This is a genomic window from Enterobacter sp. A103 (assembly GCF_034427535.1).
GTDB classification, from domain to species: Bacteria; Pseudomonadota; Gammaproteobacteria; order Enterobacterales; family Enterobacteriaceae; genus Enterobacter; species Enterobacter asburiae_B.
The window spans coordinates 105554-128915 of record NZ_JAXQPQ010000010.1 but is presented as its reverse complement, the minus strand read 5'-3'; the positions used below and the strand labels follow the sequence as shown (position 1 = coordinate 128915).

The following is a 23362-nucleotide window of genomic DNA, read 5'->3' as shown; positions in this document are numbered from 1 at the left end:
GGACCGAGCTCTTTGTAGGCCGGGTAAGCGAAGCGCCACCCGGCAAGAAAACGCCACGAGGCCAACATGATCCACGTACAAAACGTAAGTAAGACCTTTGTGCTCCACCAGCAAAACGGCGTGCGCCTGCCGGTGCTGCAAAATGCCTCGTTAGAGGTCAGCAGCGGCGAATGCGTGGTGCTGCACGGCCATTCCGGCAGCGGAAAATCCACCCTGCTACGCTCCCTGTACGCCAATTATCTCCCGGATGAAGGCCACATTCACATTCGCCACAACGATGAATGGGTCGATCTGGTGCAGGCCCCCGCGCGCAAAGTGCTGGAAGTGCGCCGCACGACGATCGGCTGGGTCAGCCAGTTTCTGCGAGTGATCCCGCGGATCTCCGCTCTGGACGTGGTGATGCAGCCGCTGCTGGATCTCGGCGTGCCGCGCGAAGCCTGCGCCGCCAAAGCCGCCAGCCTGCTGACGCGCCTCAACGTGCCGGAGCGCCTGTGGCATCTCGCCCCGTCGACCTTTTCCGGCGGTGAACAGCAGCGCGTCAATATCGCCCGCGGGTTTATCGTCGACTACCCGATTTTACTTCTGGATGAACCCACCGCCTCGCTCGACGGCAAAAACAGCGCGGCCGTGGTGGAACTGATCGAACAGGCCAAAGCGCGCGGCGCGGCGATCGTCGGGATCTTCCACGACGACGCCGTACGCAGCCGCGTGGCGGACAGATTGCACCCGATGGGGGTCCACGCATGATTATCAATAACGTCAGGCTGGTGCTGGAAAATGAAGTCGTTAATGGCTCGGTTGAAGTTCATGAAGGCGTTATTCGCGCCTTTGCCGAAACCCAAAGCCGTACCCCTGAAGCGATGGACGGTGAAGGCGGCTGGCTGCTGCCGGGGCTGATTGAGCTGCATACCGATAATCTGGACAAATTTTTCACCCCGCGCCCGAAGGTCGACTGGCCCGCCCATTCGGCGATGAGCAGCCATGACGCGCTGATGGTCGCCAGCGGCATCACCACCGTGCTGGACGCGGTGGCGATTGGCGACGTGCGCGACGGCGGCGATCGACTGGAGAATCTGGAGAAGATGATCAACGCCGTAGAGGAGACGCAAAAACGCGGCCTCAACCGCGCCGAGCACCGTCTGCACCTGCGCTGCGAGCTGCCGCACCACACCACCCTGCCGCTGTTTGAAAAACTGGTCGGGCGCGAGCCGGTGTCGCTGGTCTCCCTGATGGACCACTCGCCGGGGCAGCGCCAGTTCGCCAACATTGAAAAGTATCGCGAATACTATCAGGGCAAATATTCTCTCAGCGATGCGGAGATGGCCCGCTACGAGGAAGAGCAGCTGGCGCTTGCCGCCCAGTGGTCGCAGCCAAACCGTCTCAGGATTGCCGCGATGTGTCGTGACCGCAATATCGCGCTGGCCAGCCATGACGATGCCACGCACGATCACGTGCGCGAATCCCACCAGCTTGGCAGCGTGATCGCCGAATTTCCCACCACGTTTGAAGCGGCTGAAGCCTCCCGCAGGCACGGCATGAACGTGCTGATGGGCGCGCCGAACATCGTGCGCGGCGGATCGCACTCCGGCAACGTCGCGGCAAGCAGGCTTGCCTCCCTCGGCCTGCTGGATATTCTCTCGTCCGACTACTACCCCGCCAGCCTGCTGGATGCGGCGTTCCGGGTGGCCGACGACGAGAGCAACAGCTTTACGCTGCCGCAGGCGATTCGCCTGGTGACGAAAAACCCGGCCTCGGCGCTTAATCTTCAGGATCGCGGGGAAATCGCCGAGGGTAAACGCGCGGATCTGGTGCTGGCCCACCGCAAGGGCGAGCACGTTCATATCGACCACGTCTGGCGTCAGGGAAAAAGGGTGTTCTGATGGGAAGGCTCATCTGGTTAATGGGGCCCTCGGGTTCCGGTAAAGACAGCCTGCTGTCTGCCTTACGGCAGCGGGAACATCCGCAGCTGCTGGTCGCGCACCGCTATATTACCCGCGCGGCCCATGCCGGAAGTGAAAACCATATCGCCCTGAGCGAGCAGGAGTTTTTCATCCGCGCCGGGCAAAACCTGCTGGCGCTGAGCTGGCATGCCAACGGTTATTACTATGGCGTGGGCATCGAAATCGACCTCTGGCTGCATGCGGGGTTCGACGTGCTGGTTAACGGCTCGCGTGCGCATCTGCCGCAAGCGCGCGCCCGCTATGAGGCGGCCCTGCTGCCGGTCTGCCTGCAGGTTTCGCCGGACGTTCTGCGCAGCCGGTTGCAGAGTCGGGGGCGTGAATCAGCCCGTGAGATCGATCTGCGGCTTGAGCGTGCGGCCCGCTATGCCCCGTCGGACTGCTACATCCTCAATAACGACGGAAGTTTGCTACAGTCAGTCGATACCTTTTTATCGCTTATCCGTCAGAAGGAGAAACAGCATGCCTGACTGCCAGCTTCGCCCCGCAACCGCCGACGATGCGCAGAGTGTTTACGCCCTGATCTGCGAACTGAAGCAGGCAGAGTTCGACCATCAGGCGTTCCACGCCGGGTTTCTTGCCAATCTGCAGGATCACAACATGCGCTACCAGCTTGCGGAGAGAGAGGGACAGGTCATCGGCATGATCGGTCTGCACATGCAGTTTCACCTCCATCACGCGCGCTGGATCGGCGAGATCCAGGAGCTGGTGGTGATGCCGCAGGCGCGAGGGTTAAAGGTCGGAAGTCAGCTGCTGGCCTGGGCGGAAGAGGTAGCGCGACAGGCTGGCGCTGAGCTGACCGAACTTTCCACCAGCGTGAAGCGCACCGACGCGCACCGTTTTTACGTTCGTGAAGGATACACGCAGAGCCATTTCCGATTTACCAAACCGCTGTAGAGGTGCGCTATGAGTCTAACCATCACGTTGACGGGAACGGGTGGCGCCCAGCTAGTGCCGGTCTTTGGCTGCGACTGCGCGGCGTGTCGCCGGGCTCGCCTGCAGGATAACTATCGCCGTCGCCCGTGCAGCGCGGTGGTGAAATTCAACGATGCCGTCACCCTGCTGGATGCCGGTATTCCGCACCTGATGGACGACTGGCCGGCGGGCAGCTTCCAGCAGTTTTTGCTCACCCATTACCATATGGATCACGTTCAGGGGCTGTTCCCCCTGCGCTGGGGCGTGGGGGCGACGATCCCGGTTTACGGTCCGCCGGACGACGCCGGATGCGACGACCTGTTTAAGCACCCCGGCATTCTGGATTTCAGCCACACGGTCGAACCGTTTGTGATGTTTGAGCTTCAGGGTTTGCGGGTCACGCCGCTGCCGCTCAACCATTCGAAACTGACCTTCGGGTATTTGCTGGAATCGGCCCACAGCCGCGTGGCCTGGCTTTCAGATACCGCCGGACTGCCGGAAAAAACGGTGAAGTTCCTGCTCAACAGCCAGCCGCAGGCGATGATTATCGACTGCAGCCATGAGCCGCGCGAGGAAACGCCGCGAAACCATTGCGACTTAAATACCGTGATTGCGTTAAACGAAGCGATTGGCTGCCCGCAGGTGATCCTGACGCACATCAGCCATCAGTTTGACGTGTGGATGATGGATAACCCGCTGCCGCAGGGCATAGAAGCGGGCTATGACGGGATGGTGCTGGTGCTGGATTAGGTTTTCTCCCTCTCCCGTGGGAGAGGGCAACAGGCCGCACTTAGCCTCGATCGTAATCGTCTTCTAACCGCCGCTCATCCTCTTCCAGACGACGTCTGTCGTCATCCAGCTGACGCTGACGTTCATCTAAACGACGGCGTCTGTCTTCAAGCTGCCGACGACGATCGTCGTATTGTCGGCTGTCGATTTGACGGCTGCGGTCATAACGATCGTCGTCGTCATTGCTGCGGCTGCTGCTGGGGTTATAGGCATCGTTGATCGCCTGCTGAATGTTGCCAATAGCATCATCAACAATATCGGCATGAGCCAGTTGGCTGGTGAGTGACAGCAGACCGAATAACAGAGCAGTTGAGTAACGTTTCATAAGGCCAGACTCGCAGGTGAACTGGCCTTACGATAATGAACGGCGGAGCACTGAGGTAGCGGAGGAATCTCAAATTTTTTAGCATAAAGCCCATGCCTCAGGCTTCAGGCATTTCCATTGAGCGGATAACAAAAAAGTCCTGCGAAATACCTGCGCCTTTGTCCACCGTTTGCAGGTCGTGTACAAACCATGCGTACATCTCGGGTGGGGCAGTGTCGATCGGGAACGGCTGGGGTTTACCGAGATTTGCCGCGTGGAAGTAGTCGAGAAAACGCTTCGCACGCCACAGCGCCGGTCCATAAACGTTCGGAACGATTTCCCTGCGTCTGTCCATGGGGTTCTGTTCCATACTGTTTCGCATTCTTATCGCGGCATCCTTCACGTCATCAAGCCAGCCCCAGTTTTGCTGCAATACAGACAGTTCACTGGCGTACTGCCCGGCGGTCTCTTTCGCCTCCTGCGTAATGCCAACAAACCCTGCCGATGCGCCAGCAGAGGCGAGCGTATCGCCACGCTGTTTTTCGTATCTCATACATTCAATGCGGTACTGATAGTACTGGCGACCCAGCCAGTCGATATAGCTGTCGAGGTGGTGATTCTGGCTAGAAGTGCTTAATGAAGAAAAGGGTACCGCGCTCTGGTACGCCTTCGCCCATTGCAGGACGGACTGGTTTTTGATGTTGTCCTGAATAGTGAAATAGCTGGCTACGGTTTCAGAATAAGATTTCAGACTTTGAAAATCCGGGAAAGGCACGCCCGCCATCGTCGCCTCACGGTAAATCCTGTGCAGCGCGACGCGACAAAGCTCCGCACTGGGTTTCTGCTCGTCCGGTTTCAGGCCACCACCGATATCTTCAGCGCATCCCGGGTAGAGCTCTTCCTTATGCGCCGGGTTATCGCCGGTCCGGTACAGGCAGCGCCAGGCTCGGGTTTCATGGGCTGCGACCAAATGCAGACTCTTCTTTACCACCTCAGGCAGGGGGGTGTCTTGGTCAATGGATTTATCCCCCAGCAACACGCTGATGCCTTTTACCGGCCCACCAAACGCAGAGATAAAATAATCCACGCCGTTGTTGTTACTGGCCGACGTACGCCGTGAACAGTCAAAGAGGCCGGTAAAAACAATATTAACTGGTATTCCCTCATAAGCGTATTTGTCTCCCTGTTTCTGGCAGAGATCTTCCAGCAGTGCATCAAGGAACTTACGGGCAAGGGTGGCACCAAGGTCGAAGCCAAAGAGAGAGACAGAGATCAGTTTGATGGGAACCGGGCTTTTTTTAACGGCCTCCTTGTATCCCTCTTCAAACGTTATTTTTGTGGAGGTTATACGGGTATTAACACCAGTCACCAGCATATCGGCTACCGTGGGGTTATCGCGCAGCCAGGGAGTGGCTTCGATACTGACTTTTTTAGCCGCATTTTTTGCCGTATCGAAGGCCAGATTTTTCCATTCCGCAGGCTTCAGGAGCTTCTTACCCTGATTTTTTAAAATCTCGTACCAGTTCTCGCCTTTTATGAAATCCACACCCGCTTCTTTGGCCATTTCACCCGGTTGACCTTTTATGTCATCTGTTATGCTGTCCAGGCCGCTGTCCATAATGGTGTGAAGTTTTTCGGCGATGGTTTCATGGAACGGAGTACCCAGACCAGAAATGTAAAACTTTGAGTAGTATTCTTTATTTGTTTTTTGCGCATCATCAGGAAATGCCCGAAACAAACGAGCGATATTGCTTAGACGACGCTCTGATGCATCCTGTTCTATGTTCCGATGGAATCCGTCGAAAAAAAAACCTACGTGCCATACACGAGAACAATTCCCCAGTTCTGTATCTTCTGCCTGTTGAGCCCGATTTGCAGCGGCGATTAGACTTTCAATATCCATATATTATTTATCCTGTTTTAATTCTACGGTTTGTTCTTTAATGTCTTTAGGGTCAGGGTGATTAAATCCTGTGCTCCACCATAAATAGACGTTATCACCAGATAAAAAATAAACGTGCAGAAAGTTTTCACCCCACTGGCGTGCAGGCATAGCCATTAACGTACGGCGTGTTTCTAACCTCATACCTTTAAGATATTGCTCGTGAGTAATGTCCAATGTCCATGTGACATCTGCCTTATTTCCACTGATACTCCCACAGCAGGTCGACCCACCACCTCCATGTGCAAATGCATTCGCACCCGCCACGCCATTCACGCTAAATCCTAAAATTGGCCTGTCGAGCTCATTGTGAATAATTAGCGTTACCGGCCCTGACGGTGGTCCCCAGACCGCAGCCCATACCGACCAGCCAAGATAAATAACCACTGGCAGTGCCAGTGCCCCCCAGATCCATTTTCTCCAGCGGGCATAAAAGCCATTTATGCCGCTGTCAATTTTTTCCAATCTACTGAAAAATCCCATTATTCAGTTTCCTTGTAATTGCTATGCTCCGGGCGTGATTCATAAGGTGACCATGCATTATCACTCCATCCCAGCAGGACTTTGTCACCCGGCAGGAAATGAACGTGTAAATCATTTTCTCCTTTCTTTCGTTCTGGCATAGGCATTGTTATTCGGTGAATTTCTGTTCGTACCCCCGCTTTGTATTGCGCAAGTGTGTAATCTACAGTCCAGATAATTTCGGCCTTATCCCCACTGATGCTGCCGCAGCAGGTGGCTTTTCCCCCGCCATGAGCAAATGCATTCCCCCCCGCCACGCCATTTACACTAAATCCTCTTATGGGCCTGTCAATTTCACTATGGATAATCAGCGTTACCGGCCCTGACGGTGGTCCCCAGACTGCCGCCCATACCGACCAGCCTAAATAAATCGCCACTGGCAGTAACAGCGCACCCCACAGCCATTTTCCCCAGCGGGCGTAACCCCGGTTAACCGCACTATCTATTTTCTTATACGTCCTGAAGAATCCCATTCTGTATTTTCATCCCTGAGAGTGAGCATGTTTAAATAACACATATTCCAGCGATACTTTTCGCTGAACTACTTTTTCGAGCGCAACCTGAATATCATCTGACTCTAGGTTCTTTTTTCCGCCATTAAGGTAATAAAGAGCATAAAGTTTTTGCTCTGTACCCGCTTTCATTTTCGCTTCGCTGGCCTTATTCAGTGCTTTTATTACCATGTCACGTTGAACACAGGCGGGAAAATGCTGGCTGGATGGCATTTTCTGCCACTCGGCTAACACTACGGTGACAACAGGTTTATCCGCGATGTGTTGCCATTCTTCATGCCTTAACCGTATGGCACTGTCTCTGGCATCTATCACCTCTGAAACGGGAATGTATGTCTGCCGCCATTCATTTTCACCAGGTACCCACCATTGAAAAATCTCCCTGAATAATAGGCTATGCCACTCACGTTCCTTCAGGCCCGCCAGCAGACGAATGACATCGTGCATATAAAAACGCACTACAGTCGCTGCTCCTTCCGGAGAAATAATTGTGCAGGCCGCAGAAAGCTGAACGGCTAACGCCCCTGCGGATCGTGAAGAGGCGATAACAGCAGTTAACCCCGGCGTTGAGGTAATACGGGCCTTTAACTCCTCTTTATCCTTTATCGCAAACAACCAGGGGCCATAATCTCTGACTTCGGTAAGCTGTGGATGAAGATACAACGAATACATAACCGCTGCGTTTTCGTTATAAAAAGCCTGAAAAGCTTCCGTTGTTTGCGCCCCACCTTCCAGCAACAGAAATAAATGTGCTTTTTTCGATTCCGTTAACGCCTGGATCATATTTGTGGCATTCATTTTCTACGCTCCCTGGACAATAGCGTCATTGGCTTTGATGGCATTGAGGAGGCACTCGATGCAAATCGTTCCGTTAAGAGGTGGATACTGACCGGGAAGCAATGGAATAGGTAGTGGCATGGTGGCCGGAGCCGCCGCCATTGTTCTCTTTGTTCTCCGCAGGTACATCGCTGTCGTGCCGTACTCAATCTTCCCGGCCTCAAGGCGCAGATAGCTCCCGCCACCGATAAGCGTGATACGTTTTTTCCCGGCAAAAGAGATGTCACTCGCCGAGCTCATCGTCAGCTTCTTCTCTGCAAACAACTGCATCTTCCCGTTCTGCGCCTGGACATCCACCGGTCCTTCCGACGCCTTCAGGCTTAGCTGCCCCTCCCGCGCAAACAGCCCGAGCTTTTCCCCGGCCAGCGCGGTCAGATTGCCCATTGTTCCGACACTGATATCGCCCCCGGCATTCAGGGCGACATTTTTCGTAGCGGTCATCTGCAGGTGCTCCCCGCTGGTCAGGGCCATCCCTTCCGGGGCCGACATCACCAGCGCCTCATTGAGCGGTTTCAGCCGCTGCTCAAACATCGCTGTCTGGCTGTCAACATCCGCCTTCAGCGCCTGCGCCTGTTCTGCCGCGATTTCCAGCTGCTGCAGTTGCTGGTTAAGCCGGTCGATTTCCTTCAGGGCAGCGCTCATATCCAGCAACTCACCCTGCGCCTTCACCTGCGCATCCGCAGCGACAAAGAGTCCCTTCCCGGCTCTCAGCGTTCCCCGTTCATCGGTGCGCAGCTCTGTGCCTTCACCGCGCAGTTGCCCCTTGCCGTCCACCAGGTGCCCGGTATTGAGCTGTGTTTTCCCGTACTCCGTGGCGAGCTTAATGTGCTCCTCTCCCCGTTTATCCTCCATCCGCAGCTTGTTGTTCGCCGGGGTGCGCAGCACGTTGCGGGTGTGGTTGTCCCGGTTCACGGGGTCCGGGTGCTCCGAGTCGTGCAGCGTATACGCGATGTACGGCAGGTCAATATCACCGTTGCTGTACGCAATCGCCACTTCAGTGCCGTCGGTGAGCGGCGTGTGCCAGCCCAGCGTGTCTCCGGCATAAGGCTTTGCCATCCGCAGCCACAGATAGCCGTAGCCCGGCTCTGTTCCTTCACGGTCGAAGTCCGGCTTCACCCGGTAGCGTCCCTGCTCGTCCAGGTGGGCGTAAATATCATTCTTCTCCCGGCTCTCAATCCGCGCCGGAAGCGTGCCATGGATTTCCGGACGCGGAATTTCCGCCGGGCGGAAACAGTACCGTTCGGTGTAAGGCTGGCCCCAGACCGACACGTGCAGACGGGAATCACGCGCTCCCCGAAAGGTCACCAGGGTGAGGACAACACCTTCTTTCAGGGCTGCAATGACATCACCCTGCGGCTCCAGCACCTGCCCGGGCGCGAGATGTGAAGCGTTGCTGAACAGGTGAATGCGGGCCGACCTGTTGAGCTCCCGCTCGTGGTGAAGCCGGGCATAGAACGCGCCGGATTCGGTTTCCGGCTCCGGGCTGGCGTCATCGCCCGCGTCACGGTAAGGTGCCGCGTAGCGGTAATGCTCCCCGGTGGTGACCGCATCATTACGCACGCTGATCGTCGCATCCATCGGCGTGGTGGCAGTCCGGTAGTTGTAATCCCGCGTGGTGACGGTCCCGGTGGCGATGTTGTGCCAGGTCCGCACATCCCAGACCGATTCTGCCGCGCCGTCAAACAGGCCTGATGGTTCGCTGTAGGGCAGGCGCACGTCAAACTGATAGTTCAGCTGGCTGTCGGCAAAAATGTACGTATCCAGACCGCGCACGTCGTCCATCTCCGTGCGCCAGTAAATCCCCACTTCAGACAGAATGCGCCGGATAAACTCAAGGTCCGTTTCCCGCCACTGGGTGATAATTTCACGCGGCGGGTACGTGCGCTCCAGCCTGACTTCAAAATCCGCACCTTCCAGACCGTGTTTACGCAGCACCTGCTCCACCACTTCCGGGACGGACTGGTTCTGAAATACGGCGCACTGGCGGGTGTATCCCAGCAGCGCCAGGCGGGAACTGAGCGTGAGCCGGTAACGGGACTGGTCTTTTGATGTGGACAGCCATTCCAGGCGGGTCACCATGCCGTGAATACGTTTGCCGCTACGCATCCGGAAGGTGGCATATTTCATCAGCACCTGTTCCGGGGGGATGTTCGCCTGAAGCGTGGTGAACTCGATGTCCCACCGGAAGGGCTCGCTCAGTGCTTCCCTGCCGTAAAAGCGCAGAACATCCGGCTTCACCGAACTGTCATTGATATCCAGAAAGTAACGGGTCTGCCCGTCAAAAAGCACCAGCCAGTTATCCATAATAAAAACCTGATAATAATTATGGTTAAATCAGGATGGTTGCATGGAGAGGCGGGGGAGTAAATGGCTGAAACAGGAGTTAAATTCTGAAAATAATGGGCAAATCTCAAATTACCATGACCTTGCGCAGCGCCTGCGCCAGCTGCATCCGCGTAAACGGCTTACGCAGTAGCTGGACGTCCGGCAGCTGAGGGTTATGCGCGGGCCGTAGATCCTGGCCGCTGATCAGCAGCACAGGAAGCTGCGGATAATGGCTGCGCACATGGTTAATCACCTCAGCGCCGCTCAGGCTTCCCGGCAACATCAGGTCGCTGATAAACATGCCAATATCCGGCGACGCCGCCAGCATATTCAGCGCCTGTTCGCCGTTGTCCGCTTCCAGCGTCAGGTAGCCGAGCTGATGCAGCTGCTCGCACAGGGTTTGCCGAACATCGGCCTCATCTTCCAGCACCAGCACCAGCCGCTCGCTATCGACGGAGGCGGTGGCTGACAGCGCTTCATCGTCTGCCGCAGCAGGCAGCACCGAGCGCGGGAGGTGAAGCCGAACGGTCGTTCCCTGCCCCGGCGCGCTTTCAATCTCCACGCGGCCACCGGACTGGCGCACAAAGCCGTAGACCATCGACAGGCCTAACCCGCTTCCGCTTCCGGTCTGCTTGGTGGTGAAGAACGGTTCAAAGACCCGGGATTTCACCTCCTGCGACATGCCGCTGCCGCGGTCAATGACCTCCAGCGCCACCATATCCTGCCTGCGCCCGTCGCTGCGGGTGACGCGCTGATTCCAGGTCCGAATTTTAATCACCCCGCTTTGCCCTTCCATCGCATCGCGCGCGTTCATCACCAGGTTGATGATGGCGTTTTCCAGCTGGCTAACGTCAATCCACGCGGGCCACGCCGGGGTTTGCGCTTCAATCTCCAGGGTCAGGGTGGCAGGCAGGGAGTGGCGCATCAGTTCCCGGAGGTTCTCCAGCAGCGGCAGCATCTCTACCGCATGCGGCGTCAGGGACTGCTTGCGGGAAAACGCCAGCAGGCGCTGCGTCAGTAAGGCACCCCGCTCGGCCGCCTTCAGCGCCCGGGTAATGCGCGGCGCGTCTTTTGATTCGGGGTCGGTGAGCTCAAGGCTGCCGATGATTACCGCCAGCAGGTTGTTAAAATCATGCGCCAGCCCGCCGGTCAGCTGTCCGACCGCCTTCATCTTCTGGCTGTGCAGCAGCGCCTCTTCCAGCCCCTGACGCTCAACGCGGTCGATCTCCATCTGCGTGGTTTTCTCTTTCAGCAGGCGCGTGGTGTGCTCAAGCGAGGCGGTATTGCGGGCAAACACGTTAAACGCGCGCGCCAGCTCGCCCAGCTCATCGCGCCGCTGGAGGGCGGGAACGGAGACATCCTGTTCGCCGTGAGCAAGGCGCGACATTGCCCGGGAAATCGCCGTCAGGTTAGAGGCCAGATTGCGGTAGATATACCAGCAGGCGCACCCGGTGATGATCAGCGCCAGCACGGCGAAGAAGCTGATAAACACGCTGATGGACTGCAGCTCGTGATGGCTCTGGGCCGTGCGAAGCCGGGAAGCCTGCGCCACCTGCCCGACGTACTGATTAATGTCGCTGTTGAGGATCGCCACCAGCGCCTTAATGTGGAACATATACCAGCTTATCGCCAGATCGCTCTCTTCCAGCTGCTTCGACAGCGGGGCGAGCTTGCCTAGCTCGGCATTAAAATCTGGCAGAACCCCCTTCACGACCGGCTGTACGGCACTCCGGGGCAGCGCAGCGGCCACGGCGTCCAGTTGCTGAACGGTCGCGCGCGGCGAAGGGGTGTCGATGGCGGCGGCGATCAGCCGGTCCATCTCCATCAGCTGCTGCGCATCCGGCACGTTGCTGTCGTAACGGCGGTTGATGTCCTGCAGATGACGCAGGTAGCTCTGGCTTTGATACAGCGAGCTCAGCAGCGCGTTACGCTCCAGATGGCGCCGCTGGCCGCGCTCAAGCATCTCCGTCACGCTCTGCTGTAGCTCATTGCTTCGTTGAATAATACGCGCCACCAGCGCCGGCTCCTGCTGCGCCAGCGGCGCTTCCGCAAGCTGTTCCAGCGAGCGGCGCAGCGCCATTTGCGTCTGCTTCAGGCGCTCGGCTTCGCCTTTGTACTCCAGCGCCCCGACGACCTGCGAAAGCCGCACCGCCGCCGTCGCCACGTTGGCGGTATCGCGGGCCAGGTTCATGCTGCCGGTCATATCGTCCAGCGTTTGCTGCTGAACCTGCTCCTGGATTTGACTGGCGTGACGAAAGCCGAGCACCGCCACGCCGCTCACCATTAGCGTCACGGCGACCACCAGCAGATTAAAAATCAGCAGGCGGCCTCGGGCGCTGGCGAAAAAGGGCGGACGGCGTGATGGCATGGGCTTGGGCTCCTGTGCGGTTTGGTGCCCTCACCCTAACCCTCTCCCCAAAGGGGCGAGGGAATGATTTGCTCCCTCTCCCTTTCAGGGAGAGGGCCGGGGTGAGGGTAGTTCAATAACTGTGATCTACATTAGCTATTCATAACTATGACAAATATGAACAGCTTCTGACATTTTGCATTTACGCACCTGTGATGAAGTGCAGATATCGGCATTCGCAGGAGATCCGCCATGAGCAGAACCCCGGTATTAGAGATGCGCAGCATTGCCAAAACGTTTGGCAGTTTCCACGCGCTCAAGGGTGTGGATTTGACGGTCTTTCCCGGAGAGATCCACGCGCTGATGGGCGAAAACGGCGCGGGAAAAAGCACGCTGATGAAAATCCTCGCGGGAGCCTATACCGCCACCAGCGGTGAGATCCTGATCGACGGTCAGCCGTTTCACATTAAAGGGCCGAAAGATGCGCTGGCCGCAGGCATTACCCTGATTTATCAGGAGATGCAGCTCGCGCCCAACCTGACCGTTGCCGAAAATATTTTTCTTGGCAGCGAGCTGTCGCGCGGCGGGATGGTGCAGCGCAAAGAGATGGCCGCCCAGGCGCAGGCGGTGATTGAGCGCCTCGGCGCACAGTTCAATGCCACTGACCTGGTGATGAAGCTGACCATCGCCGAGCAGCAGCAGGTGGAAATTGCCCGCGCGCTGCACCGCAACAGCCGCATTCTGGTGATGGATGAACCCACCGCCGCCCTCTCCTCGCGGGAAACGCATCGCCTGTTTGAACTGATTTTGCGCCTGCGCGATGAAGGGATGGCGATCATCTATATCAGCCACCGCATGGCGGAAGTTTATGAACTTTCTGACCGCGTCAGCGTTCTGCGCGACGGTCAGTACGTCGGCAGCCTGACGCGCGACAAGCTGAACGCCTCCGAGCTGGTGCGCATGATGGTGGGCCGCCCGTTAAGCGACCTGTTCAACAAAGAGCGGGATATTCCCCTCGGCAGCCCGCGCCTCAACGTCCACCACCTCACCGACGGTAAAAAGGTACAGCCGTGCAGCCTGCAGGTCCGTTCCGGCGAAATCGTCGGGCTGGCGGGCCTGGTGGGGGCCGGACGCTCCGAGCTGGCGCAGCTGATTTTCGGCGTGCGTAAAGCCACCGGCGGCATGATTGAGGTCGACGGCGAGCCGGTGGTGATCCACTCCCCGCGCGCGGCCATCGAGAACGGCATCGGTTTTCTCACCGAAAACCGCAAGGAGCAGGGGCTGTTTCTGGAGCTGGCGGCGCAGGAGAACATCACCATGGCGACGCTGGAGCGCGACGCGACCTTCGGTATGTTAAACCGCAAAAAAGCCCAGTCGATTTCCGATGACGCCATTGCATTGCTCAACATCCGCGTACCCCATTCGCAGGTGCGCGCGGGCGGGCTGTCAGGCGGCAATCAGCAAAAGCTGCTGATCTCCCGCTGGGTGGCCATCGGCCCGCGCATTCTGATCCTGGACGAACCCACGCGCGGCGTGGACGTCGGCGCGAAAAGCGAGATCTACCGCATCATGAACCAGATGGCGCGCAAAGGGGTGGCGATTTTGATGATCTCCAGCGAGCTGCCGGAAGTGGTGGGCATGAGCGACCGGGTGTACGTGATGCGGGAAGGCAGTATTGCGGGTGAACTCCACGGGCGCGACATCTCTCAGGAAAACATTATGACGCTGGCAACCGGCGTGAACGACACTCATCATCAGGCGGTGCAATCATGACAACTCCAACCCATCCGCAGCAGGTGGCGAAATCCGCCTCCGCCAAAAAAATGCTGATGAGCGATCTGATGCAAACGGTCGGCATCCTGCCGATTCTTATCCTGATTGTGGCGGTATTTGGCTTTATCGCCCCGAACTTCTTCACCGAGAGCAACCTGCTCAACATTACCCGTCAGGCGTCGATCAACATCGTGCTGGCGGCGGGAATGACCTTCATCATTTTAACCGGCGGGATTGACCTCTCCGTGGGATCGATTCTGGGCACCACGGCGGTAGCGGCGATGGTGGTCTCGCTTATCCCTGAATTTGCGATGCTCTCCATTCCGGCCGCGCTGATGCTCGGCATGGTGCTGGGCCTGTTCAACGGCGCGCTGGTGGCCTTTGCCGGGCTGCCGCCCTTCATCGTGACGCTCGGCACCTATACGGCGCTGCGCGGCGCGGCGTATCTGCTGGCGGACGGCACGACGGTCATTAACTCCAACATCAGCTTCGAGTGGATCGGCAATAACTACCTCGGCCCGATTCCGTGGCTGGTAGTTATTGCCCTTGCGGTGATTGCTATCTGCTGGTTCATCCTGCGCCGCACCACGCTCGGCGTCCACATCTACGCGGTGGGNTTGCCCTTGCGGTGATTGCTATCTGCTGGTTCATCCTGCGCCGCACCACGCTCGGCGTCCACATCTACGCGGTGGGCGGCAACATGCAGGCGGCGCGACTGACCGGCATCAAGGTCTGGCTGGTGCTGCTGTTTGTCTACGGCATGAGCGGCCTGCTCTCCGGGCTCGGCGGCGTGATGAGCGCCTCGCGCCTCTACAGCGCCAACGGCAACCTCGGCACGGGCTACGAGCTGGATGCGATTGCGGCGGTGATCCTCGGCGGCACCAGCTTCGTCGGCGGGATCGGCACGATCACCGGCACGCTGGTCGGCGCATTAATCATCGCCACCCTCAACAACGGCATGACGCTGATGGGCGTCTCCTACTTCTGGCAGCTGGTGATCAAAGGGGCGGTGATCATCATAGCGGTGCTGATCGACAAATACCGTACCCGACACCATCAAAGTGCATAACAACAAAACCCTACAGCTTCGAGGAAAACAACATGCGTTTGAAACCGTTAGTGACCGCGCTCTGTGCTGGCGCGCTGCTTGCCGCAACGCCGTTTGCGCAGGCAAAAGATCTGAAGTCCATCGGCGTGACGGTGGGCGACCTGGCCAACCCGTTCTTCGTGCAGATCACCAAAGGTGCCGAGCTGGAAGCGCGCAAGCTGGCTGGCGATAACGTCAAGGTGACGCTGGTCTCCAGCGGGTACGATCTGGGCCAGCAGGTGGCGCAGATCGACAACTTCATCGCCGCAAAGGTAGACATGATCATCCTCAACGCTGCGGATTCCAAAGGGATCGGCCCGGCGGTGAAGCGCGCGAAGGACGCCGGGATCGTGGTCGTTGCGGTTGACGTGGCGGCGGAAGGGGCGGATGCGACCATCACCTCCGATAACACCCAGGCGGGCGAAATGGCCTGTAAGTACATTACCGATCGCCTGAAAGGCAAAGGCAACGTGGTGATCATCAACGGACCGCCGGTCTCTGCGGTGCAAAACCGCGTGGAAGGCTGCCAGACGGAATTCAAAAAACATCCGGATATCAAGGTGCTCTCGGATAACCAGAACGCCAAGGGCAGTCGTGAAGGCGGTCTGGAAGTCATGACCTCCCTGCTGGCGGCCAATCCGAAGATCGACGGCGTGTTTGCGATTAACGATCCGACCGCGATCGGCGCCGATCTGGCCGCGAAGCAGGCTCAGCGCAACGAGTTCTTTATCGTCGGCGTGGATGGCAGCCCGGACGGCGAGGAAGCGCTGAAGCGGGAAAACTCGCTGTTTGTCGCGACCCCGGCGCAAGATCCGCAGGTGATGGCGGCAAAAGCGGTGGAGATCGGCTATGACATTCTACAGGGCAAACCTGCGCCGAAAGCGCCTGTGCTGATCCCGGTGACGATGATCGATAAAAAGAACGTCGGCACGTATAAGGGCTGGACGGTTAAGTAACTTCGGTGCGGCCTGATGCCCTCACCCTAACCCTCTCCCACAGGGAGAGGGAACTTACTCCCCCTCCCCCTTGAGGGTGAGGGCTAGGGTTTTGCAAAAAAAGCCAGGAGTCCCCATGAAACGCTCCGACATCAATGAAATTCTCGGCCACACGCGACAGTTTTTTTCCATGCACGACGTGCATCTCCCGCCGTTTGCCAGCTTCCCGCCCACAAAATGGCAGCAGCTTGACCAGGCCGCCTGGCAGGAAGTGTTCGACCTCAAGCTCGGCTGGGACGTGACGGCGTTCGGCGGCAACAGCTTTGCCGCTGAGGGCCTGACGCTGTTTACCCTGCGCAACGGTTCGCCCAACGGCGTGCCATATGATAAGTGCTATGCCGAAAAAATTATGCACGTGCGCGACGGCCAGGTGACGCCGATGCATTTTCACTGGCGCAAGCGGGAAGACATCATCAACCGGGGCGGCGGGAATCTGATTATTGAGTTATGGAATGCCGGGGCGCATGAAGAGACGGAAAACACCGACGTGACGGTCACCGTCGACGGCTGCCGTCAGACCCACGCGCCCGGCAGCCAGCTGCGCCTCACGCCAGGGGAAAGCATCTGTCTGACACCCACTCTGTACCACAGCTTCTGGGGCGAACGCGGCTTCGGCGACGTGCTGGTTGGGGAGGTATCATCGGTAAACGACGACGAGCACGATAACCACTTTTTGCAGCCCGTTGCCCGCTATAACAACATCGAAGAAGACGAACCGGCGCTGCTGGTGCTGTGCAACGAGTACAACCTGTTTCGGATATAAGGAGTAAATGATGCCATTGATCTCTCTTGCCGACGGTCTGGAGCACGCCAGGGCGCATCGCTACGCGCTGGGCGCGTTTAACGTGCTCGACTCCCACTTCCTGCGCGCGCTGTTCGCCGCCGCGAAGCAGGAACGCTCGCCGTTTATCATCAACATCGCCGAAGTGCATTTTAAGTACGTCTCCCTGGATTCGCTTGTCGAAGCGGTGAAGTTCGAAGCCGCCCGTCACGATATTCCCGTGGTGCTCAACCTCGACCACGGCCTGCATTTCGAGGCGGTGGTGCGCGCCCTGCGCTTAGGGTTCAGCTCGGTAATGTTTGACGGCTCTACGCTAAGCTATGAGGAGAACATTCGCCAGACGCGGGAGGTGGTGAAGATGTGCCACGCGGTCGGCGTGTCGGTGGAGGCGGAGCTGGGCGCGGTCGGCGGCGATGAAGGCGGCGCGCTGTACGGGCATGCGGATGAAGCGTTCTTTACCGACCCGCAGCTGGCGCGCGAGTTTGTCGATTCAACCGGCATTGACGCGCTGGCGGTTGCCATCGGCAACGCGCACGGCAAATACAAGGGCGAGCCGAAACTCGATTTCCCACGCCTGGACGCCATTCGCCAGCAGACGGGCCTGCCGCTGGTTTTACACGGCGGCTCCGGGATTAGCGATGCCGACTTCCGCCGCGCCATCGAGCTCGGCATTCATAAAATCAACTTCTACACCGGCATGTCGCAGGCCGCACTCGCCGCCGTTGAGCAGCGCATGGCGAACCGCCAGCCGCTGTACGATGAATTTGCCGAGCTGTTGCTGGGGATAGAAGAGGCGATTGCCGATACGGTCGCCGAACAGATGCGCATCTTCGGCAGCGCGGGGCAGGCATAATGGAACGCAAAGGCATCATCGCCGCAGGCAACATGCTGGTGGATCACGTCCACCAGATCGTGCAGTGGCCGGAGCGCGGCTGGCTGGCGGAAATCACCCACAGCGAACGCTCAACCGGCGGCGCGCCGCTCAACGTGCTGCTGACGCTGGCGAAAATGCACGTTGGCCTGCCGCTGCAGGCGGTGGGGCTGATTGGCGAAGATGCCGACGGGGATTACATTCTGGCGATGCTCGACCAGTACCACGTCAACCGCCAGCGCGTCCAGCGCACCACCTTTGCACCGACCTCCATGTCGCAGGTGATGACCGATCCCAGCGGACAGCGCACCTTCTTCCACTCGCCGGGCGCCAACCGCCTGCTGGATCTTCCCGCCTTCGATCGCTTAGACGGATCGATGAAGATCTTCCATCTCGGCTACCTGCTGCTGCTCGACAGCCTGGATATGCCCGATGACGAGTTTGGCACCCGCAGCGCGCGCCTGCTGGCGCAGATGCGCGACCAGGGGTATGAAACGTCGCTCGATCTGGTTTCCCGCAAGGGCGACCCGCGCTATCAGCCGCTGGTGCTCCCAGCCCTGCGCCACCTTGATTATCTGGTGATTAACGAGCTGGAAGCCGGGGAGTTTAGCGGACTGGAGATGCGCGACGCCGACGATGCGCTGAATATCGCCCATATCGCCGATGCCGCGACGCAGCTGCTGGCGGCAGGCGTGCGTCAGCGGGTGGTGATCCACTGTCCGGAAGGGGCGTGGGGCGAAGCGCCGGGTGAGCAAGGCCGCTGGATCCCATCATGGTTGCTGGAGCAGAAAGAGATTGTCGGCAGCGTTGGCGCGGGCGATGCGTTTTGCGCGGGGTTTTTATACGGCTGCCATGAATCGCTGCCGCTCACGGAGAGCATTTATCTGGCACACGCCTGCGCGCGGGCCAGCCTGCTGGCCGCCAACGCGATTGACGGCGCGAAAACGCTGGCCGAGCTGCAGCTGTTTATCAAAGAGAATACCTAGGCCGCTTTCTCGCTATGGGAAACGTCGGTGGCAAACACATAGCCCAGCCCACGGATGGTTTTGATGAGCGCAGGCTGATGCGGATTAGCCTCTATCTTCCGGCGCAGGCGCATGATCAGCACGTCAATCGTGCGGTCGAACACGTCCGCGCTTTCGCTGTGGGTCAGCTCAAGCAGCCGGTCACGACTCAGCACCCGACGGGCATTTTGCGTGAGCGCCAGCAGCAGGCCGTACTCGCCCTGGGTTAAGGGAACAGGGTTACGCTGCGGATCGCTCAGCTCACAGCGGGTGGTATCGAGCGTCCATCCGTTAAAAGCAATGCCCGCGACGGGCGCTGCGGGAACTTCCGCCGCCAGCACGCCGGTACGGCGCAATACCGCTTTTACGCGGGCGACCACCACGCGCGGGTTGAAAGGTTTGCCGATATAATCGTCAGCCCCCATCTCCAGCCCCACCACCACGTCTGACTCACTACCCAGCCCGGTTAACATGATCACCGGTAGCGCCGGGCGCTGCTTTTGCAGCTGCAGCAAAACCTGTAAGCCGTTGATATCCGGCAGCATCATATCCAGCAGCACCAGCGCGATATTCGGCTCCTGCTGTACCTGCCGCAGTGCATCCTGGCCGTTATGGCAGACAAGCACGCTAAAGACGTGCTCGCTCAGCACGTCCTGAAGCAGTTCGCAGACTGCCGTATCGTCATCAACCACCAGGATCGCCGGTTTCATCGTATGCTTCCGTCAGGGGATTATGTTAAGTCTGAACCATTCTGCCGTCGGCTCCAGTCAAATGGTTTTTTCAGTGACGGAAATTCAACCCATGTCACATCCGCTGCCCTGTCGACACGTCAATTTTGACGATTGGCTGCTTTTTGTCAGGGTTTTCACCGCGAAGGGACCGTAAAGTCAGGGTATACCCATACAAAAAACATGGCATAGAAGCTGCATAGTGGGTGCGAATGATTCGATTAACTGGAGCAGACTGATGAAAAAAGTCGTCACGGTTTGCCCTTATTGTGCCTCAGGTTGCAAGATCCACCTGGTGGTCGATAACGGCAAAATCGTCCGGGCGGAGGCCGCACAGGGGAAAACCAACCAGGGCACGCTATGCCTGAAAGGTTACTACGGCTGGGATTTTATTAACGATACCCAAATCCTCACCCCGCGCCTGAAAACCCCTATGATCCGCCGCGAGCGCGGCGGCAAGCTGGAAGCCGTCTCCTGGAGCGAGGCGCTGGATTACGTCGCCATGCGTCTGAGCGCTATCAAGGCCAAGTATGGCCCGGATGCGATTCAGACCACCGGCTCTTCACGCGGGACCGGGAATGAAACCAACTATGTGATGCAAAAATTCGCGCGCGCCGTTATTGGAACCAATAACGTCGACTGCTGCGCTCGCGTTTGACACGGCCCATCGGTTGCAGGTCTGCACCAGTCGGTCGGTAACGGCGCAATGAGTAATGCCATCAACGAGATAGATAACACCGATCTCGTCTTCATCTTTGGTTATAACCCGGCGGATTCTCACCCTATCGTCGCGAACCACGTTATTCGCGCTAAGCAGAACGGGGCGAAAATCATCGTCTGCGATCCGCGCAAAATTGAAACCGCGCGCATTGCGGATATGCACATCGCGTTGAAAAACGGCTCGAACATCGCGCTGTTGAACGCAATGGGGCACGTCATTATTGAGGAGAACCTGTACGACCAGGCGTTTGTCGCGACCCGTACGGAAGGTTTTGAAGAGTATCGGAAAATTGTCGAAGGCTATACGCCAGAGTCGGTGGAAACAATCACCGGCGTCAGCGCGCAGGAGATCCGCCAGGCGGCACGGATGTATGCCGGGGCGAAAACCGCCGCCATCCTGTGGGGAATGGGCGTGACCCAGTTCTATCAGGGCGTGGAAACCGTGCGTTCTCTGACAAGCCTCGCGATGCTGACCGGCAATCTGGGTAAAGCGCACGTCGGCGTCAACCCGGTACGTGGTCAGAATAACGTCCAGGGCGCCTGCGATATGGGCGCGCTGCCGGACACCTACCCGGGCTACCAGTACGTGAAGTTCCCGGAAAACCGCGCTAAGTTCGCGAAGGCCTGGGGCGTGGAAAGCCTGCCGGAACACACCGGGTATCGCATCAGCGAGCTGCCGCACCGCGCGGCGCACGGCGAAGTGCGTGCGGCCTACATCATGGGTGAAGATCCGCTCCAGACCGACGCCGAGCTGTCTGCGGTGCGCAAGGGGTTTGAGGATCTGGAGCTGGTGATTGTCCAGGATATCTTCATGACCAAAACCGCGGCGGCGGCGGATGTGATTTTACCGTCGACCTCCTGGGGCGAGCATGAAGGCGTCTACACGGCGGCGGACCGCGGTTTCCAGCGCTTCTTTAAGGCGGTCGAGCCGAAGTGGGATCTGAAAACGGACTGGCAGATCATCAGCGAAATAGCCACCCGCATGGGCTACCCGATGCACTACAACAACACTCAGGAGATCTGGGACGAGCTGCGCAATCTATGTCCGGACTTCTACGGGGCAACCTATGAAAAAATGGGTGAGCTGGGGTACATCCAGTGGCCGTGTCGCGATGAGTCAGAAGCCGATCAGGGGACGTCATACCTCTTTAAAGAGAAGTTCGACACCCCGAACGGGCTGGCGCAGTTCTTCACCTGCGACTGGGTCGCGCCGATCGATAAACTCACCGACGAGTATCCGATGGTGCTCTCCACCGTGCGTGAAGTGGGCCACTACTCCTGCCGTTCGATGACGGGTAACTGCGCCGCGCTGGCGGCGCTGGCGGACGAACCGGGCTACGCGCAAATCAACACCGCCGACGCTGACCGCCTCGGCATTGAGGATGAAGCGCTGGTGTGGGTGAACTCGCGCAAAGGCCGGATCATTACCCGTGCGCAGGTCAGCGATCGTCCGAACAAAGGGGCGGTCTATATGACCTACCAGTGGTGGATTGGCGCCTGTAACGAGCTGGTGACGGAGAACTTAAGCCCGATAACCAAAACGCCGGAGTATAAATACTGCGCCGTACGCGTGGAGCCGATTGCGGATCAGCACGCTGCGGAACAGTATGTCATCGACGAATATAACAAGCTGAAAGCCCGACTGCGCGAAAGCGCAATGGGCTGAAGCCGTTAATTCATCAGTGAATAAAGGGGGTGAGATATTCACTCCCTTTTTATTTCCGATTAACTCATCAAATATATCAATTATTATTCTGGAAAGCGGCTCGCAGAAATAATGTAATTTTCGCGAAAAAGAATTACATCTTTGCATTTTAATTCAGAGGGATAAGATGTGCGGCGGGTGCTTAAGACTTTCTGTCTTGAGCATTGTTGAGGGACAGAAAGTAGAAAGCCCCGGGAAATTTTCATTTACCCGAGGCTACTCCCTCAACTCCGAACAAGTTGAGAGTAGCCTCTTATTCTTTTTTTGACAAGGAGTAAAAGGCATGACGCCATTAAAAACTGCGTTAGGCATTGTATTTATTATCTGCCTGACGATAGTGATCTTTACCTTTATTACTCGAGGTAAGTTATGCGAGTTTTCAATAAAGGGTGAACATCAGGAGGTGGCGGCAAAATTAGCCTGTAACGCAGGCTAACCTCTACGGGCGGAACCACGGTTCCGCCCGGCTTGCAGGATGCTGAGGTCTTAATGCACCCATTTTTTTCTTCTGTCGCCGCGATTATACTGCGCGGCGTGTACCTCGATGATAAGAACCCATGAAACATATTTTTCTGTTGTTGTTACTTTTTACATCGCTTGTCCGTGCCGACGAGATTGGCAGCCAGTACAAAGAACAGGCTGAAGCGGGCGATGCCCGTGCCCAGTATTATTTGGCCGATACATACTTTAGCTCCGGTGACAGCAAGCAGGCCGCGCTGTGGGCCGAGAAAGCCGCTAAAGGTGGCGATGTCGACGCCATGGGGCTGCTCTCGCAAATCCTCTTTACCCAGGGAAATTATGCGCAAGCTAAGGCACTGGCGCAGCAGGCAACCATCGCGGGCAGCAAACGCGGCGCGATCATGCTGGCGCGCGTGCTGGTCAACACTCAGGCTGGTACAACCGACTATCCCCAGGCCATCAAACTGCTGCAAACGGCGACCGAAGATATCGACAACGATTCTGCGGTAGATGCGCAAATGCTGCTGGGGCTGATTTATGCCAACGGCGTTGAAGTGGCCCAGGACGACGTGCAGGCCGCCTCGTGGTTCAAGCGGAGCTCGGCACTTTCACGCACGGGCTACGCCGAGTACTGGGCGGGGATGTTGTTCAGGCAGGGTGAGAAAGGCTTTATCACACCCAATAAACAGAAAGCGCTGTACTGGTTGAACCTGAGCTGCACTGAAGGCTTTGATACCGGATGCGAAGAGTTTGATGCGCTGAGCGGAGAGTAAAGCATTGCCCGGTGG

At 57.8% G+C, this 23362-nt stretch carries 21 protein-coding genes and 1 pseudogene; 14 read left to right on the top strand and 8 right to left on the bottom strand.

Annotation, left to right across the window (positions count from 1 at the left end; genetic code table 11):
- The first annotated feature begins 66 nt into the window (after window positions 1-66).
- Genes phnL through phnP form a run of 5 tightly spaced genes read left to right on the top strand, consistent with a single transcriptional unit; the run spans window position 67 to window position 3623 of the window.
- Entirely contained in the window at window positions 67-747 is a 681-nt protein-coding gene (gene phnL / locus SPH27_RS20010; RefSeq protein ID WP_064672971.1) for a phosphonate C-P lyase system protein PhnL, read from the top strand.
- The gene (gene phnM, locus SPH27_RS20005; protein ID WP_069303539.1) at window positions 744-1880 is read left to right on the top strand and encodes an alpha-D-ribose 1-methylphosphonate 5-triphosphate diphosphatase; all 1137 of its coding nucleotides are present in this window, start codon (window positions 744-746) and stop codon (window positions 1878-1880) included. Before phnL ends, phnM begins: the two co-directional genes overlap by 4 nt.
- Window positions 1877-2428, top strand: coding sequence for a ribose 1,5-bisphosphokinase (phnN, locus tag SPH27_RS20000; protein ID WP_143346412.1), 552 nt, complete (start codon window positions 1877-1879; stop codon window positions 2426-2428). Before phnM ends, phnN begins: the two co-directional genes overlap by 4 nt.
- Window positions 2421-2855, top strand: coding sequence for an aminoalkylphosphonate N-acetyltransferase (gene phnO / locus SPH27_RS19995; protein WP_182072915.1), 435 nt, complete (start codon window positions 2421-2423; stop codon window positions 2853-2855). Before phnN ends, phnO begins: the two co-directional genes overlap by 8 nt.
- 9 nt (window positions 2856-2864) lie before the next feature.
- Window positions 2865-3623, top strand: a complete 759-nt coding sequence (gene phnP / locus SPH27_RS19990; protein WP_182072914.1) for a phosphonate metabolism protein PhnP — start codon at window positions 2865-2867, stop codon at window positions 3621-3623.
- Window positions 3624-3663: 40 nt separating this feature from the next.
- Here the strand turns inward: phnP and yjdP are convergent, their stop codons facing one another.
- From yjdP to SPH27_RS19955, 7 genes are all read right to left on the bottom strand, one after another.
- The gene (yjdP, locus tag SPH27_RS19985; protein ID WP_033144428.1) at window positions 3664-3987 is read right to left on the bottom strand and encodes a DDRRRQL repeat protein YjdP; all 324 of its coding nucleotides are present in this window, start codon (window positions 3985-3987) and stop codon (window positions 3664-3666) included.
- 97 nt (window positions 3988-4084) lie between these two features.
- Window positions 4085-5869: a DUF2235 domain-containing protein gene (locus tag SPH27_RS19980; RefSeq protein ID WP_182072913.1), complete on the bottom strand. Its 1785-nt coding sequence runs from the start codon at window positions 5867-5869 to the stop codon at window positions 4085-4087.
- A 3-nt stretch (window positions 5870-5872) separates the two neighbouring features.
- The gene (locus SPH27_RS19975) at window positions 5873-6391 is read right to left on the bottom strand and encodes a hypothetical protein (protein WP_182072912.1); all 519 of its coding nucleotides are present in this window, start codon (window positions 6389-6391) and stop codon (window positions 5873-5875) included.
- Window positions 6391-6903: a DUF3304 domain-containing protein gene (locus tag SPH27_RS19970; protein ID WP_182072911.1), complete on the bottom strand. Its 513-nt coding sequence runs from the start codon at window positions 6901-6903 to the stop codon at window positions 6391-6393. Before SPH27_RS19970 ends, SPH27_RS19975 begins: the two co-directional genes overlap by 1 nt.
- Before the next feature lie 9 nt (window positions 6904-6912).
- Entirely contained in the window at window positions 6913-7740 is an 828-nt protein-coding gene (locus SPH27_RS19965; RefSeq protein ID WP_182072910.1) for a DUF4123 domain-containing protein, read from the bottom strand.
- Between the two features lie 3 nt (window positions 7741-7743).
- Window positions 7744-10083 (bottom strand): type VI secretion system Vgr family protein, encoded by a 2340-nt coding sequence (locus tag SPH27_RS19960; protein ID WP_182072909.1) that lies wholly within the window; start codon window positions 10081-10083, stop codon window positions 7744-7746.
- A gap of 106 nt (window positions 10084-10189) precedes the next feature.
- Window positions 10190-12472: an ATP-binding protein gene (locus SPH27_RS19955; RefSeq protein WP_182072908.1), complete on the bottom strand. Its 2283-nt coding sequence runs from the start codon at window positions 12470-12472 to the stop codon at window positions 10190-10192.
- A 231-nt stretch (window positions 12473-12703) separates the two neighbouring features.
- Between SPH27_RS19955 and SPH27_RS19950 the strand changes: the two genes are divergently transcribed.
- The 6 genes and pseudogenes from SPH27_RS19950 (at window position 12704) to SPH27_RS19925 (ending at window position 18944) form a co-directional block, all read left to right on the top strand.
- A complete protein-coding gene (locus SPH27_RS19950; protein ID WP_023310078.1) occupies window positions 12704-14224 on the top strand; it encodes a sugar ABC transporter ATP-binding protein in 1521 nt (506 codons plus the stop codon).
- A pseudogene (locus SPH27_RS19945) lies at window positions 14221-15293 on the top strand (ABC transporter permease subunit). Before SPH27_RS19950 ends, SPH27_RS19945 begins: the two are co-directional and overlap by 4 nt.
- A gap of 32 nt (window positions 15294-15325) precedes the next feature.
- Window positions 15326-16267 (top strand): ABC transporter substrate-binding protein, encoded by a 942-nt coding sequence (locus SPH27_RS19940; RefSeq protein ID WP_021242935.1) that lies wholly within the window; start codon window positions 15326-15328, stop codon window positions 16265-16267.
- Window positions 16268-16382: 115 nt separating this feature from the next.
- Entirely contained in the window at window positions 16383-17069 is a 687-nt protein-coding gene (locus SPH27_RS19935) for a D-lyxose/D-mannose family sugar isomerase (protein ID WP_182073036.1), read from the top strand.
- Window positions 17070-17079: 10 nt separating this feature from the next.
- A complete protein-coding gene (locus SPH27_RS19930) occupies window positions 17080-17940 on the top strand; it encodes a ketose 1,6-bisphosphate aldolase (protein WP_033144425.1) in 861 nt (286 codons plus the stop codon).
- Complete coding sequence (locus tag SPH27_RS19925) at window positions 17940-18944, top strand: carbohydrate kinase family protein (RefSeq protein ID WP_039262394.1); 1005 nt, start codon at window positions 17940-17942, stop codon at window positions 18942-18944. The genes SPH27_RS19930 and SPH27_RS19925 overlap by 1 nt, the downstream gene beginning before the upstream one ends.
- Here the strand turns inward: SPH27_RS19925 and SPH27_RS19920 are convergent.
- The gene (locus tag SPH27_RS19920) at window positions 18941-19672 is read right to left on the bottom strand and encodes a response regulator (protein ID WP_029740750.1); all 732 of its coding nucleotides are present in this window, start codon (window positions 19670-19672) and stop codon (window positions 18941-18943) included. The genes SPH27_RS19925 and SPH27_RS19920 overlap by 4 nt on opposite strands.
- A 256-nt stretch (window positions 19673-19928) precedes the next feature.
- Between SPH27_RS19920 and fdhF the strand changes: the two genes are divergently transcribed.
- From fdhF to SPH27_RS19905, 3 genes are all read left to right on the top strand, one after another.
- Complete coding sequence (gene fdhF, locus SPH27_RS19915) at window positions 19929-22076, top strand: formate dehydrogenase subunit alpha (RefSeq protein ID WP_182073037.1); 2148 nt, start codon at window positions 19929-19931, stop codon at window positions 22074-22076.
- A gap of 322 nt (window positions 22077-22398) precedes the next feature.
- The gene (locus SPH27_RS19910) at window positions 22399-22551 is read left to right on the top strand and encodes a Hok/Gef family protein (protein ID WP_032644722.1); all 153 of its coding nucleotides are present in this window, start codon (window positions 22399-22401) and stop codon (window positions 22549-22551) included.
- Window positions 22552-22672: 121 nt separating this feature from the next.
- Window positions 22673-23347: a tetratricopeptide repeat protein gene (locus SPH27_RS19905; protein ID WP_048976119.1), complete on the top strand. Its 675-nt coding sequence runs from the start codon at window positions 22673-22675 to the stop codon at window positions 23345-23347.
- Window positions 23348-23362 lie beyond the last annotated feature (15 nt).